General features: G+C 69.1%; 10 protein-coding genes and 1 pseudogene. 8 read left to right on the top strand and 3 right to left on the bottom strand.

Annotated elements, in window-relative coordinates; all coding sequences use genetic code 11:
* Positions 1–160: 160 nt before the first annotated feature.
* From AC08OU_RS04790 to AC08OU_RS04775, 4 genes are all read left to right on the top strand, one after another.
* Positions 161–1684 carry an alkaline phosphatase PhoX gene (locus AC08OU_RS04790; protein WP_476604415.1) on the top strand — a complete coding sequence of 508 codons (1524 nt, stop codon included), beginning with the start codon at positions 161–163 and terminating at the stop codon, positions 1682–1684.
* A 287-nt stretch (positions 1685–1971) separates the two neighbouring features.
* Positions 1972–2832 carry a HalD/BesD family halogenase gene (locus tag AC08OU_RS04785; protein WP_462203168.1) on the top strand — a complete coding sequence of 287 codons (861 nt, stop codon included), beginning with the start codon at positions 1972–1974 and terminating at the stop codon, positions 2830–2832.
* Between the two features lie 80 nt (positions 2833–2912).
* Positions 2913–3884 (top strand): class I SAM-dependent methyltransferase, encoded by a 972-nt coding sequence (locus AC08OU_RS04780; RefSeq protein ID WP_476599303.1) that lies wholly within the window; start codon positions 2913–2915, stop codon positions 3882–3884.
* Positions 3885–4096: 212 nt separating this feature from the next.
* Positions 4097–5971, top strand: coding sequence for a choline/carnitine O-acyltransferase (locus AC08OU_RS04775; protein ID WP_476599301.1), 1875 nt, complete (start codon positions 4097–4099; stop codon positions 5969–5971).
* Here AC08OU_RS04775 and rpoD read toward each other — a convergent pair.
* Positions 5959–6927 (bottom strand): RNA polymerase sigma factor RpoD, encoded by a 969-nt coding sequence (rpoD, locus tag AC08OU_RS04770; RefSeq protein ID WP_462185825.1) that lies wholly within the window; start codon positions 6925–6927, stop codon positions 5959–5961. The genes AC08OU_RS04775 and rpoD overlap by 13 nt on opposite strands.
* A 753-nt stretch (positions 6928–7680) precedes the next feature.
* Between rpoD and AC08OU_RS04765 the strand changes: the two genes are divergently transcribed.
* From AC08OU_RS04765 to AC08OU_RS04755, 3 genes are all read left to right on the top strand, one after another.
* Positions 7681–9402: a hypothetical protein gene (locus AC08OU_RS04765; protein ID WP_476599299.1), complete on the top strand. Its 1722-nt coding sequence runs from the start codon at positions 7681–7683 to the stop codon at positions 9400–9402.
* A gap of 108 nt (positions 9403–9510) precedes the next feature.
* The gene (locus AC08OU_RS04760; RefSeq protein ID WP_476604414.1) at positions 9511–10503 is read left to right on the top strand and encodes a hypothetical protein; all 993 of its coding nucleotides are present in this window, start codon (positions 9511–9513) and stop codon (positions 10501–10503) included.
* Positions 10500–11543 (top strand): glycoside hydrolase family 26 protein, encoded by a 1044-nt coding sequence (locus AC08OU_RS04755; RefSeq protein WP_476599297.1) that lies wholly within the window; start codon positions 10500–10502, stop codon positions 11541–11543. The genes AC08OU_RS04760 and AC08OU_RS04755 overlap by 4 nt, the downstream gene beginning before the upstream one ends.
* A 94-nt stretch (positions 11544–11637) precedes the next feature.
* Here AC08OU_RS04755 and AC08OU_RS04750 read toward each other — a convergent pair.
* Positions 11638–12174 (bottom strand): annotated as a pseudogene (locus tag AC08OU_RS04750) (glutathione peroxidase).
* 288 nt (positions 12175–12462) lie between these two features.
* Here AC08OU_RS04750 and AC08OU_RS04745 point away from each other — a divergent pair.
* Positions 12463–12645 carry a Trm112 family protein gene (locus AC08OU_RS04745; RefSeq protein ID WP_462185829.1) on the top strand — a complete coding sequence of 61 codons (183 nt, stop codon included), beginning with the start codon at positions 12463–12465 and terminating at the stop codon, positions 12643–12645.
* A gap of 149 nt (positions 12646–12794) precedes the next feature.
* Here the strand turns inward: AC08OU_RS04745 and AC08OU_RS04740 are convergent.
* The coding region (locus AC08OU_RS04740) for a S1 RNA-binding domain-containing protein (protein WP_476604413.1) at positions 12795–13736 on the bottom strand (942 nt) is incomplete at its 5' end.

The raw sequence follows: 13736 nt of genomic DNA, 5'->3' as shown, positions 1-13736 counted from the left end.
GGTTGCCGGCACTGTGGGTTGCCGGGACATGCCGACCAGATACCGCAACCTCGTATTTCATTCAGCCTTAACATTCTGGCTGCGTGTTGTCTCCTGTGCTCTGCGTGGGCAGCTGCCAGCCTGTCGGCTGGTCCGGAACGATCGGTATGGGAGGCTGAACGTGGTTCAGATCGACAGGCGCGCACTACTGAGCAGGGGTGCGACGGCCGTGGGCGGGGCGGTAGTGGCGTCGGCTCTGCTACCGGCCCTGGAGAACGCGGCCCTGGCCGCGCCGCCCCCGCCCACCGGCGGGCCCTACACCGGCGGCTACGGTCCGCTCAGCCCGCTGGCTCCCGTCAACGAGCCGGGCGGCACCAAGTACCTCGCGCTGCCGGCCGGATTCAGCTACGTGGCGCTGGCCAAGACCGGCACGCCGCTGGTGAGTGACCCGAACACCCCGAACCCGGTCAACCTCGACGGCATGGGTGCGTTCGGGCTGGCCGGAGGACGGGTGCGACTGATCCGTAACAGCGAGGACCGGTCCCCGGCCGGGTCGGGCTCGGTCAAGGGCCCGGACGGTACGAAGTACGACCCGAAGGCCTTCGGCGGGGTCACGGTTCTCGACTTCGACCCGAAGACCCGCACGATCGTCAACGACTACATCGGCCTGAACGGGACCACGGTCAACTGCGCCGGCGGCCAGGCCTACCGGTACAAGGGCTGGATCACCTGCGAGGAGACTGTCGTCGGCCCGGCGAACGGCTTCGACAAGAAGCACGGCTACGTCTTCCTGGTCCCGGCGGGCGCGGGCACGACCGTCCCATCGGTGCCGCTGACCGCGTTGGGCCGCTTCTCCCACGAGGCGGTCGCGGTCGACCAGCGCATCGGTGTGGTGTACCTGACCGAGGACTCCGGCTCCGGCCGCGGCTCGGGATTCTACCGGTTCATCCCCAAAGACCCGGACAAGTTGGAGAAGGGCGGGCTGCTGCAGATTCTGGCGGTCACGGGCAGGCCGCAGGTCGACCTGCGGGAAGGGCAGCGGCGCGGGGTGTGGCTGCCGGTAGAGTGGGTCGACATCGACAACCCCGACCCGGACCCGATCGTCGAGGCCGAGAAACCGAACCCGACCAGTGTGTTCGCGCAGGGCTGGGCCGGCGGCGCGGCGAAGTTCAACCGGCTGGAAGGCATCTGGGCAGCAGATTATTCGATCTTCTTCGCCTCCACCAGCGGCGGGGACGTCAAGAACGGCGACGTCAACTCCGACGGTTTCGCGGAAGGCTACGGCCAGATCTGGCAGTACCAGCCCGCCGCAGGACGGGGCCGCCGCACCAGCGGGAGTCACACCGACGCCGGCCGGCTGCGCCTGGTGTTCGAATCACCCGGCGGATCCGTCCTCGACTCACCCGACAACATCACGATAACTCCACAGGGCAGCCTGTTGCTGTGCGAGGACGACGCCGGCGGTAAAGACGGCGACACCCACCCCCTCGCCCCTGGCATCACCGACGTCAACCGGCTGATCGGCCTCACCCAGGACGGGAAGGCCTTCGAGTTCGCGGTGAACTGCTTCAGCGACTCCGAATGGGCCGGCGCCTGCTTCAGCCCGGACGGCCAGACACTGTTCGCGAACGTCTTCGGCGCCTCCGAGGTGGGCAGCGGTTTCACCGCGGCCATCACCGGACCGTGGCGCCGCGGCGTCCTGTAACACGGCGGTCAGGAGCGCGGACCGCGGCACGGTGCGAGCCGTCGGCGGTGTCGTCTCCCGGGGAGAGCAGCGCCTGGCGTGGCGCCCCGGGGGACGGCACCGGGCCATGGCTTCTCATCGCCGCGATGTGAGCTGGATTCGCGTCCCATGCGAGCGCAGTCGTGCGACATCTCACACTGACTTTCGCCATCCCGAGCATCGGGTGACCATGTGACACATCACATCGAGGTCGTGGACGGTTCCCATCGGCGGCCCGATGCCGCCGCCTAGCGGCGGAGAGGAGTCACATGGTTGCGACGGAAACCTGGTCCATCAGCGAGCTGATCGATACGGTTCGTTATCCTCTCACCGAACCTTCGAGCCGCGCCTGGCGGGACATCGTCTCGTGGGCCCGGGAAGAACTGCGCACTCGCGGGTGCTGTGTCCTCCCGGGATTCGTCCGGCCCACCGCGTTCGCACAGGAGTGCGCCACCGTCGCTCCGCTCGCGTATGATGAGGTCGAGACGGTCAACGCCTACAACATCGCGGTCGACTCGTCGTTGCCGGCCGATCATCCGGGCCGGTTCACGATGCGGCGAGGGAATGCCTTCGTCGCCCGCGACCAGATTCCCACCGAATTCGCCGTCCACCGGCTCTACACCAGCGAGCTCTTCCAGCATTTCATCGCCGGCTGCTTCGACCTGCCGAGAGTCCACGAACTCGCCGACCCGCTGGCCGGGCTGTGCCTCAACGTCATCGCCCCCGGGCTGGAGCACCCCTGGCACTTCGACACGAACGAATTCGCGGTGAGCCTGCTCACGCAGGCGCCGCGGGCCGGGGGCGACTTCGAGTACTGCCCGAACATCAGGTCCGCGCAGGCGGAGAACTTCGCCGGCGTGCGGGCCGTGCTGGCGGGCGAGGGCGGCCATCTGGTCCGGCGTCTCACCGTCCGGCCTGGTGATCTCCAGCTTTTCCTGGGCCGCTATTCGATGCACCGGGTGAGCCCGGTCGAGGGCGACACGGCCCGGCATTCCGCAATCTTCGCCTACACCGGGCACCCCGAGGTCGTCGGCAGTGTCGCGCGCACGAAGCAGCTCTTCGGCCGGGTCCTCCCGCGGCACCTGGCTGCGGAGAAGAGCGCGGTCCGCGTCGACCAACTGCTGGACTAGCTGGACCAGAATGCGGTCGGCAAGCTGCGTCAGCACCGGCCCATCTGCCCCGACCGCCCGTCACAAGGAGCGCCAGACGCGTGTATTCCGACGACAGCAGATATTCTGCCGAGACCATCGACTCCGACGGAACCACGAATTCCTCCGAGGCCGCGTACTCCACCGGGACGACGCGGTTCGACGACAGCGGGAAGATCTCGCTCGACCACATCTACACGCAGCCCGACCCACACGCCTACTTCAGTACCCTGCGGAAACTCGACTACTGTATCCCGCAGCTCGCCAAACCGTACTTCAGCCAGCTCATCCGGGAATTCCGGATGGTTCGGGGACGACCGCCGACGGTCCTGGACGTGGGCTGCTCCTACGGGATCAACGCCGCGCTGCTCCGCTGTGACGTGACGTTGGACGACTTGCACGAGGGCTACGCACCGCCCGGGACGCGGCCGACCCGGGACCTGCTGCTCGCCCGTGACCGCGAGCTCGTCCGGTCCCGCGACGGGCTGGAGGCGAGCCAGTTCCTCGGCCTGGACAGCTCGGGGCCGGCCCTCTCCTACGCGCTCGCGGCCGGGTTCCTCGATGCCGCCGTGCACGCCAACCTGGAGGACCGTGACCCGACCGACGCCGAACGGGAGCGGCTCGCCGGAACGGACATCGTCGTCTCGACGGGCTGCCTCGGGTACGTCACCGAGCGAACCATCGCCCGGGTGGCCCGCGCGGCCGGTGAGCGCAGGCCGTGGATGGCCCACTTCGTGCTGCGGATGTTCCCGTTCGAACCGGTCGAGGCGACGCTCACGAGGCTCGGGTATGAGACCGTGCACGTCGACCGCGTCTTCCGGCAGCGGCGCTTCGCCTCCGCCGAGGAGCAGTCGCTCGTGCTCGACACGCTGTCCACCGTCGGCGTCGATCCACGGGGGCTGGAGGCCGAGGGCTGGCTGTACGCCCAACTGCACATCTCCCGGCCGCGCGGGGTGACCAGTCCCTCGACCACTCACCCCGCCTCCGGCCGGCGACCGGCGGCGACACCCACCCGGCCGGTTCCGCCGGGATAACGGGCGACCGGTGCCGGCGGTGCCCCCCCGTACGGCTGGTAGGTCGAGGGCGACCCGGCCATCATACGAGTCGGATGAACCGTACGAGCCGAATGTCCGATGGAACGCCCGCCACCCATGGAAGCTCGGCGACCATGGACCCAACGCAGCCCGTGGCGTTCACCATGGCCGTGTCCCCGAGACGAGTTCCCCGAGACAACCCGAGGCCCAGCATGAATGCGATCAGTAGCTCCCAGCGGTCCACCGGAACCTTCGCGAACGACGATCTGCTGCCCCGGGTGCCGTTGCCCACGCTGGCGGAGAGCTGCGAGCGTTTCCTTGCCTGGTCCGCGCCGCTGCTGACCCCGGCCGAGCGGGCGACGACCGAGGCGGCCGTCGCGGCCTTCCAGGCACCGGGCGGCCCCGGCCCCACCCTGCATGCGGCGCTGGATCGCTACGAAGCCACCGAGGGCATACACAGCTGGCTGGACGGCTTCTGGGACTCCCGCTACCTCGGCCGGCGCGACCGCATCGCGCTCAACGCGAACTACATCTTCCTGTTCAAGGACGCCGAGGGTCTGTCCGCCGAGCAGCCGCAGGTGGAGCGGGCCGCCGGGCTCGTGGCGGCAGCCGTCGACTACAAGCTGCGCCTCGACGACGAGCGGGTCGAGCCGGTCGTCCAGCGCGGCCAGACGCTGTCGATGGCGCAGAACACGTTCCTGTTCTCCACGACCCGGATCCCGGGAGCGGCCCAGGACACCGTGCGCACCCCGTACAGCGAGCGGTGGCCCGGGCCGTCCCAGGCCCGCCACATCGTCGTTTTCCACCGGGGAAACATCGTCCGGCTGGACGTCGTCGGGCCGGACGGTCACCCGTACACCCTGGACGACCTCGCGGCGGGCCTGCGCGCCGTGGTGAAGGCCGCCGCGTCGCGGGTTCCGGCGGACGCCGCCGTCGGCCAGCTCACCACCAAGGCCCGGGCCGACTGGGCCGCGAGCCGCCAGGCGCTGCTCACTCTGGACCCCGCCAACGCGGCCGCGCTCGACACGATCGAGACCGCGCTGTTCGCCCTGTGCCTGGAAGACCTCACCCCCGAGGACAACCTGGCCGCGTGTGACCACCTGCTCCACGGCGACAGCGCCAACCGGTGGTTCGACAAGGCGGTGTCACTGATCGTTTTCGCCGACGGCCGGGCGGGCATCAACGTCGAGCACTGTGGGCTGGACGGGACGACGATCCTCAGCTTCGTCGACGACCTGCTGGGTACCTCGCCCGCGGAGCATTCGGCGAGCTCTGGCGCCCGGCCTCAGGGGCTACCCGTCATCGAGCCCGTCGAGTTCGTCCTCGACGCCAGCCTGCGGGCGGACGTAGCCGCCGCCGGCGCGTCGTTCGCGGAGTTCGCCGCGGCGACCGCCTCAACGGTGCTGTCCTTCACCGACTTCGGGCAGAACCGGGCCAAGGCACTGAAGACGTCGCCGGACGCGTTCGTGCAGCTCGCCTACCAGCTGGCGCGCAGCCGGGCCAAGGGGCACATCGGCGCCACCTACGAATCGATCGCCACCCGGCACTGGCGGCGCGGCCGCACGGAGGCGATGCGGGTCGTCACTCCGGAGATCCAGCGGTTCGTGACGATGCTCAACGACCCGGGCACCGACACCGCCACCCGCCGGACCGCGTTCCGCGCCGCCGCCGACGCGCACGTGCGGCGCGCGAAGGACTGCCAGGCCGGGCGGGCCCCCGAGCAGCACCTGTGGGAGCTGCAGTTCATCGCCCGCCGCCAAGGCGCGCGGCTGGGGGTGACCGAACCGATCGCGCTCCACGAGACCCCGGGTTGGCTCAAGGCGCGCGACGACTACCTGAGCACCAGCTCCGCGCCGTCCACCAACGTCGAGTTCTTCGGCTTCGGGTCTACCAGCAGCCAGTGCATCGGCATCGCCTACGTGCTGCTGCCGGACCGGTTCAACCTCTACCTGAGTACGCCGCGCGCAGTCGCGGACGGGATGTACGCGTTCGCCGGCCAGCTCCAGCAGGTCGTCACCGAGCTGCAGGACCTGCTCGCCATCGACGAGACGGGCGACGGGCTGTTCCAGACGGGCTATTCCAGGTAGTCGCGCAGCGCCTGTGAACGCGAGGGATGACGCAACTTCGCCAGGGTCTTCGACTCGATCTGCCGGATCCGCTCCCGGGTCACCCCGAACTCACGGCCGACCTCCTCCAGGGTTCGGCAACGACCGTCGACCAGGCCGAACCGCAGCTGGATGACCTTCCTCTCCCGGTCGGTCAGCGCCGTCAACACAGAGCGAATCTGCTCCCCGAGGACGCTGGCGACGGCTGCCTCGACGGGCTCGACCGCTCCGGTGTCCTCGATGAGATCGCCGAACTGCCCGTCGGACTCCTCCCCGATCGAAGCCTCCAGCGATATCGGCTCACGGGCGATTCCGACGAGTTCCTCGATCCTGTCCACGGAGAGGTCCATGGCGACGGCGATCTCCTCCACGGTCGGCTCGCGGCCGAGCTCGGTGAGCAGCTGCCTGCGCATGCGGACCATCTGGTTGACCCGCTCGACCACGTGCACCGGGAGGCGAATCGTCCGCGCCTGATCGGCGAGGGCACGGGTGATCGCCTGACGCACCCACCACGTGGCATAGGTGGAGAACTTGTAGCCCTTCGTGTAGTCGAACTTCTCGACCGCCCGGATGAGACCGAGATTGCCCTCCTGAATGATGTCCAGGAAGAGCATGCCCCGCCCCACGTAGCGTTTGGCGATCGAGACGACGAGCCGCAGGTTGGCTTCGAGCAGCATCTGGTTGGCGAGCCGACCGTCCCGCTCGACCGCCTCCAGCTCGCGGCAGAGCTGCGGCGACGTCACGACCGAGGGGGACGCCAGCTTCTGAGCGGCGAACAGGCCGGCCTCGATCCGCTTGGCGAGGTCGATCTCCCCCTCGGCGGTGAGCAACCGGGCCCTGCCGATCTGACCGAGGTACATCCGCACTGGATCGTGCAGCGGTGCGGACGCCACCCTGCCCGCCTCAGGGGTGCCGATGCCGCGGTCCGTCAGCTCCATCGGGGGGCTCTCACCATGGTGTCGAACCCAGTCTCATTGTCGAACCTAACCTCATTGCCGAACCTAACCTCAATGATGATGCGGCCCATGCCCCGCTCCTGCCTTGTCCAGGCGTCTGCGAGCGCAGCCACCGACATCAAGGATGCCCTGACCCGGCCGGCAGCCGGTGTCCCGGAAGCGGATCGGATGGCGCACCCACACCTCACTGGATCCGCCACCGGGTACCGCCCTGCCGGGGTGACCGACGTAACAAGGGGATCAGACCGAGGCCCGACTGCTAAACTTGCGGACCATCAGCCTGGCTGCGGAAGATCGCGGACGTAGGCGAGCGAACCGTCTACGGGGCAGGCACATGCCGGAGAATCGCGATCTCATTGCCCGTTTCATGCACCCGCGATCCGGTCCGGTCAACCACCGTTGCCGGGTCCGGTCGGACCAGATCCACCCGAGCGGCCCTAGCCGAGTGTCCCGATCCCATAGAGCTACCATCCTGCTAGCACCCTGGCCGGCTGACACCCTGGTCAGAAGCGACGCGGTGGGCTCGATCGTCGCCCTGCGCGGAAGCGGCGGCATCGCTCGACCGTCCGGCGGCCGGCGCGGGGAGCCGGGGTCGGACCGATGCGGCACGGAGAGGACGGACGGCGGTGGATCAATGAGTCTGGCCACCAACCCCCAACAACAGACGATCATCGAGATTCTCCGCGATCCCTCCGCCGTCCGAGTACCACCCGGCGGAGGGTCGGGTGGGCTGCGGTGACCGGCCCGGAGACATCCGCGCCGGCCACGGCCCAGCACCACGAGTCGCCACGCCCCCGGACGGGACCCGCGCCGGAGGTCACCGCCGCCCTGCCGCCGCGACCGGAACAGTTCGACCGGGAGCGGACCCAGGTCATCCGCGGCCTGCGCGGCCGCCGGGTCCCGGCCGTGGAAGCCTTCGGGACGGCAGTGGACGGGCCGACCCCCGAGGGGCTGCTCCCCCTGTGGGGTCCCGCGACCGGCGAATGGCTCACTCCCCCGATCCGCTGCGGCGAGATCCACCGGGGGCGCGAGGCACCGGCAGTCCCGGATGGCGGGGAACCGGTTGACTACGGGCTGACCATCCTGGACGACGACGGCCCGGCCGGTGGTCACCACCGTGACGAGCGACCGACCCGGGGTTCCAGCCGCTCGCGGGCCATCTGGACACTCGTCGACCAGGTGCTCTCCAGCGGGACGAACGCCGCGATGTCCTTCGTCATCGCCCGCAGCGTCAGCAAATCCGAGTTCGGGGCCTTCGCCGTCGCCTTCGCGATCTTCTCCTTGATGATCGGGTTCTCGAAGGCCGCCGGCACCGCTCCGCTGGGGATGAAGTTCTCCGACGTGCCGCCACGGGTATTTCGGGTGGCCGGTGCGGCGGGGACCGGCACTGCCCTCGTAATCGGGCTGGTCTCCGGGGTCGTGACGCTCGCCGTCGGTGCGGCGATGGGCGGCTCGGTCGGCGCCTCGCTGGTGGCGATGGGACTGGTCTTTCCCACGCTGCTGCTCCAGGACGCCTGGCGGCAGGTCTTCTTCGCCGAGGGTCGCCCGGCCGCCGCCGCCGCCAACGACGGGATCTGGGCGATCGTCCAGTTCGCCGCCATCTACGCGCTGATCGTCCGCGACGTCTCCACCTCGTGGGCGATGCTGCTGGCCTGGGGTGGCGCCGCCGCGGTCGCCGCCATGCTGGGCGTCACGCAGGCCGGCTTCAAGCCGGCGCCGAGCCTCGTGCGCGAGTGGATCGCCGAACACCGCGACGTCAACGGGTACATGAGCGCCGAGTACCTCACCGTCCAGGGCGCCCAGCAGGCATCCACCCTGCTGCTCGGTACGCTGGACGCGATCGACCTGGTCGGCGCGCTGCGCGGGGTGCAGACCCTGCTCGGACCGACGACCATTCTCGCGGTCGGGATCGTGAGCTGGGCCATCCCCGAGTTCTCCCGCCGCAAGGACCTCTCGGCCGCGGCCCGGGTCCGCGCCGCCTACGCCCTGTCCGCGGTGATCGTCGCGGCCGGCGCCGCCTGGGGGACGCTCTTTCTCGTCCTGCCGACGAGCATCGGGCACTCGCTGCTCGGCGAGACCTGGGAGCAGACCCACGACCTGCTGGCGCTGTCCATCGTGCAGCAGGCGGGCTCCGCGGCGACGGTCGGACCGGCCTGCATGCTCTACGCGCTCGGCAAGGCCAAGCTCACCTTCCGCGCGAATGCGGTGCTCGCCCCCCAGCTTGTCGTCTATCCGATCGTCGGTCTGGAGATCGGCGGCGGCACCGGCGCGGTCTGCGGTTACATACTTGCCTTCTGGGTGACCGTCCCCAGCTGGTTCATCCTCGTCCGCCGGGCCGCGCGGGAGGTGGAACGGGACACGGCGATCGCCCTTTCCGGTGAGCCGGCCGGACCGGACGTACAGGGCCGAGTTCCGGAGCGCCCGACCGGGACCGGCAATGATGATGTTTCACGGTAACGTACGGGCTGTGCGCAATATGTTCGGCCGACCGCGTCGAGGCGGCGTCCGAGGCGTCGAGGCTACCGCGATGAGTGCTGCCGGGCCAGGGCCGGTAGGGGGGTTGCGATGATTCTGCGTATTCTTTATCGGTCGGTCGGTTCGGAAAACACGAAGAACCGGCCGGCCTTCTACAGCAAGATGCTTGCGTTGGCCTCTCTCCTCCGGGCCGTCGAGAACGTCGACATCCCGGTACGGATCGTCTTCGTCAATGACGGCCCGATGCCGGCGGAGCGTCTTGCCGTGATGACGTCCGCCGGCGAGGTGCAGTCGGTGCAGTGCGGCAGCAATCGCGCATCCTACCGGTACGTGCTGCGGATGCCGCGGGTCCGGCGCTGGCCGCCGGACGATCTGGTCTGGCTCGCCGAAGATGACTATTTGTACACGGAAAAATCGCTTTCCAGTCTCGTCGCGGCAGCGACCGCGCTCCCCGCGGTCGACTATTTCACCCTTTACAGCACGCTGCGATTCTCCTCGACCACCACCCGCCGCCGGCCAATGGTCCACCGGGACGGCGGCAGCCACTCCCACGCGCCGGTGCTCGACGGCGTGACCTGGGCCAGGGCCGCCGCCACGACCAGCACGTTCGGCCTGCGGGTCGGCACCCTGCTCGAGGACGAACTGCTGCTGCGCTCGATCCCGTTCGTCGGCGGCGCCTTCGACCGCGCGACCTGTCTTACCCTGCAGGGTTTCCAGCCCTTCCGGCTGGCCGAGCTGGGCGGGGAACCGCCTGCGTTCTCCCCGCAGCCCCCCGCCGTGCGGGTCGCTCGTCGGGTGGTGCTGAGCGGGCTGCGCACGACACTCAACGCCGTCGCCCTGGCGCGGCCCGAACGGCTGCGCCGCACGATGCTGGTGCCAGAGCCCTCCATGGCCACGCACATGGAGGTGGGTGAGGCGCTCGTTCCCGGTCACGACTGGGCGGCCGAGGCCGAGGCCGTGCAAGCATGGCTACGGGCCCGGCGGCCCGGCCCGGTGGAGACGCCGCTGCTCGGCGCCACGGCCACGGCCACGGCTTCGGGTACGCAGCGACCCTCCGCCGCGCACGGACCCTCCGCCGTATGAGACCGCGCCTGGCACCGCGAGGGTGGGGGTCTGCCGGCCGCCACACCGTCCGCGCCGCCCACCCGCGGTCACTCCCGCTGCCGCTGCTCCTCCTGCTGATCATCGGCCTGGTCGCCGGCGGGCTCAGCTCCTGCTCGGACAAACCCAAGCCGCCCCAGCCCCAGCCCGGCGGTGTGCACTGGGTCTCCGGCGCCAATGGCAACTTCCCCGCGGACGTCAATCTCTGGTCGGTCTTCACCGGCCGCAAGGTGGACCTGGCCGTCGTCTTCACGGATCGGCAGGACTGGACCAACCTGGTCTCGGCCGGCTGGCCGACGCAGGCCTTCACCCGGGACAAGTTCCCCGGCGGCCTGTCGGTCGCCCAGCCGATGTTCCCCAAGGACGGCGACGAGGCCACCTGCGCGACCGGCGCCTACGACAACTACTGGCGGCAGTTCGGCACCACGCTGACGACGTTCGGCCGCGGCGACGCCTTCGTCCGGCTCGGCTGGGAGTTCAACGGCGACTGGTTCTGGTGGTATCCACGCGACGTCGAGACCTGGAAGACCTGCTACCGCCGCACGGTCCTGGCGATCCGGTCGACCGCGCCGCACGTGCGGATCGACTGGAATATAACCGCACACCGGGATCACCTGCCGGTAAGCGGTCAGGACGTCTGGGACGCCTATCCCGGTGACGACTACATCGACGTGGTCAGCATCGACTCCTACGACTCCTATCCCGCCTCCGTCAGTAAGACGATCTGGGACCGGCAGTGTCATCTGCGATCCGGCCTGTGCACGGTGATCGCCTTCGCCCGCGCCCACGGCAAGAAGTTCGCCGTTCCGGAGTGGGGTCTGGTACGCACGACCGGCGGCGGTGGCGACAACCCCTACTACATCCAGAAGATGTACGAGACCTTCACCGCGAACGCCGACGCCCTGGCCTACGAGGCGTACTTCAACAACGCCGAGGAGGGGAACGTGGAATCCTCGCTGTACAGACCGGTACTGAACCCGAACGCGGCGGAACGCTATCTGGCGCTGTTCGGCGTCCGCTGACCGCGCTCGCCTACTCCTGCTGCGAAGCCGGCGGGCACCGCCCGCTTCGGCGTGCCCGGCCGGCGACAGCGGCAGGCCGGGCACGGGAGAACCATCAGGCCAGGGTGGCCTCAAGATCCTTGCGGATCTCCTCGAGGGTGACGGTCGGCTCGTACCGGCGGACCACTTTTCCGTCCGGGTCGACAAGGAACTTGGTGAAGTTCCACTTGATCTCGTCGGTGCCGATCGCTTCCGGCCGGGTCTTCTTGATGTGCTCGTAGAGGAAACCGGCATCGGGCCCGAAGTCACCGGGCGCCTCGGAACGCAGGTGGGTGTATAGCGAGGCCGCGTCGGGCCCGTTCACATCGATCTTGCTCAGGACCGGGAAGGTGACATCGAACTTCGTGGTGCAGAACTCCTGGATCTCGGCGTCGGTACCCGGCTCCTGTCCGCCGAACTAGTTGCACGGGAAGCCGAGGATCTCCAGGCCGCGGCCGTGCAGATCCCGGTACAGGGACTCCAGCCCCTCGTACTGCGGCGTCAGACCGCATTTGCTGGCAACGTTGACAATCAGCAACGTCTGGCCGGCGTAGTCGCCGAGCGAGCGGGAGGTTCCGTCCGCGGCATCGACGGTGAAGTCATGGACAGTCATGGACACCTGACTCTCGATGAGGGCGAGCTGGGACTTCGCGACCGGTCTCCGGCCGCCGAGCGACTTCGACGCTACCCCCCAGAAGTTTTTATGTCATCGAGTTGGTTGCATAACCCGTCAGCGACGCGAACCGGTGCCTCGCGACCGGGGCCCGGCACCGGGATGGCTGGCGCCCCCGGCCGGGGCCGGTCAGGGCCGACCGAGGTGTCTGCGATGCTCAGGGGATCCGGAACGGATACTCATGGGTCCCGCGACGGCCCCCCGAGACGACGAACAGGAACGTCAGAGATGACCATCGAACCCGAACTGTTGAAGATCCTCGCCTGCCCGGTCGACAAGGGACCGCTGGAGCTCGTCGACGGCTGGCTGGTCAACCCGCGTCTCGGCCATCGCTACGAGATCCGCGGGGACGTTCCGATCCTGCTCAGGCCGGATCACGTCGACCCGGCCGTGGCGCGCTCCTCGTCCTGATCCGGCCGAGGACCTCCCTCTGCCCGGGCTGAGCTTCTACCCGGGGCTGGGCTCCCGCCGGGTCTGGGACGGGCAGGAGAAAGGATCGGAAATCGGTCGGGGCCCGGGGAGAAGATCCCCGGGCCCCGACCGTCGGTGACGGGAGTCGGCTACTCCCGACCGAACTGCTCACGCAGCCGACGCAGCGCCTCTTCGTCGATCGCCGAGGAAGGCTGCTCGGACTGGGAGGTGTAGGAGGAAGGAGCCGCCGCGGCGGCGTCGGCCTCCTGCGCGGCCCGGATCTGGGCCTGGTGCGCCTCGAAGCGGGCCTGGGCCTCGGCGTATTGCCGCTCCCATTCCGCCTGCTGCTCCTCGTAACCTTCGAGCCATTCCCCGGTCTCGGGGTCGAAGCCTTCGGGGTAGACGTAGTTACCCTGCTCGTCGTACTTGGCTTCCATGCCGTACTGGCTCGGGTCGAACGCCTCGCCGTCGGCAGCCAGCCCTCCCGCCTCGTTCGCCTGCTTGAGCGACAGGCTGATGCGGCGGCGGTCGAGGTCGATGTCGATGACCTTCACCAGAATCTCGTCGCCGACGTTCACGACCTGCTCGGGGATCTCCACGTGCCGCTCGGCCAGCTCGGAGATGTGGACCAGACCCTCGATGCCCTCGTCCACCCGGACGAACGCACCGAACGGCACCAGCTTCGTGACCCGGCCCGGGACGACCTGACCGATCGCGTGGGTCCGGGCGAACTGACGCCACGGGTCTTCCTGCGTCGCCTTCAGCGACAGCGAGACCCGCTCGCGGTCCAGGTCGACGTCGAGGACCTCGACGGTGACCTCCTGGCCGACCTCGACCACCTCGGACGGGTGGTCGATGTGCTTCCAGGACAGCTCGGAGACGTGCACGAGGCCGTCCACACCGCCGAGGTCCACGAAGGCACCGAAGTTGACGATGGAGCTGACCACGCCCTTGCGGATCTGGCCCTTGGCCAGCTGGGCGAGGAACTCGGAACGGACTTCGCTCTGGGTCTGCTCGAGCCAGGCCCGCCGCGAGAGCACGACGTTGTTGCGGTTCTTGTCCAGCTCGATGATCTTGGCTTCAAGCTCGCG

The sequence above is a fragment of the Frankia sp. CcMO1 genome (genome assembly GCF_977945845.1).
Note: the sequence above shows the minus strand (reverse complement) of the source record. Positions and strands in the feature narration are given on the sequence as shown.

Coding starts and splice junctions, on each gene's coding strand:
- AC08OU_RS04785 (WP_462203168.1), top strand. CDS start 1,972: ATGGTTGCGACGGAAACCTGGTCCATCAGCGAGCTGATCGATACGGTT.
- AC08OU_RS04775 (WP_476599301.1), top strand. CDS start 4,097: ATGAATGCGATCAGTAGCTCCCAGCGGTCCACCGGAACCTTCGCGAAC.
- rpoD (WP_462185825.1), bottom strand. CDS start 6,927: ATGGAGCTGACGGACCGCGGCATCGGCACCCCTGAGGCGGGCAGGGTG.
- AC08OU_RS04760 (WP_476604414.1), top strand. CDS start 9,511: ATGATTCTGCGTATTCTTTATCGGTCGGTCGGTTCGGAAAACACGAAG.
- AC08OU_RS04755 (WP_476599297.1), top strand. CDS start 10,500: ATGAGACCGCGCCTGGCACCGCGAGGGTGGGGGTCTGCCGGCCGCCAC.
- AC08OU_RS04745 (WP_462185829.1), top strand. CDS start 12,463: ATGACCATCGAACCCGAACTGTTGAAGATCCTCGCCTGCCCGGTCGAC.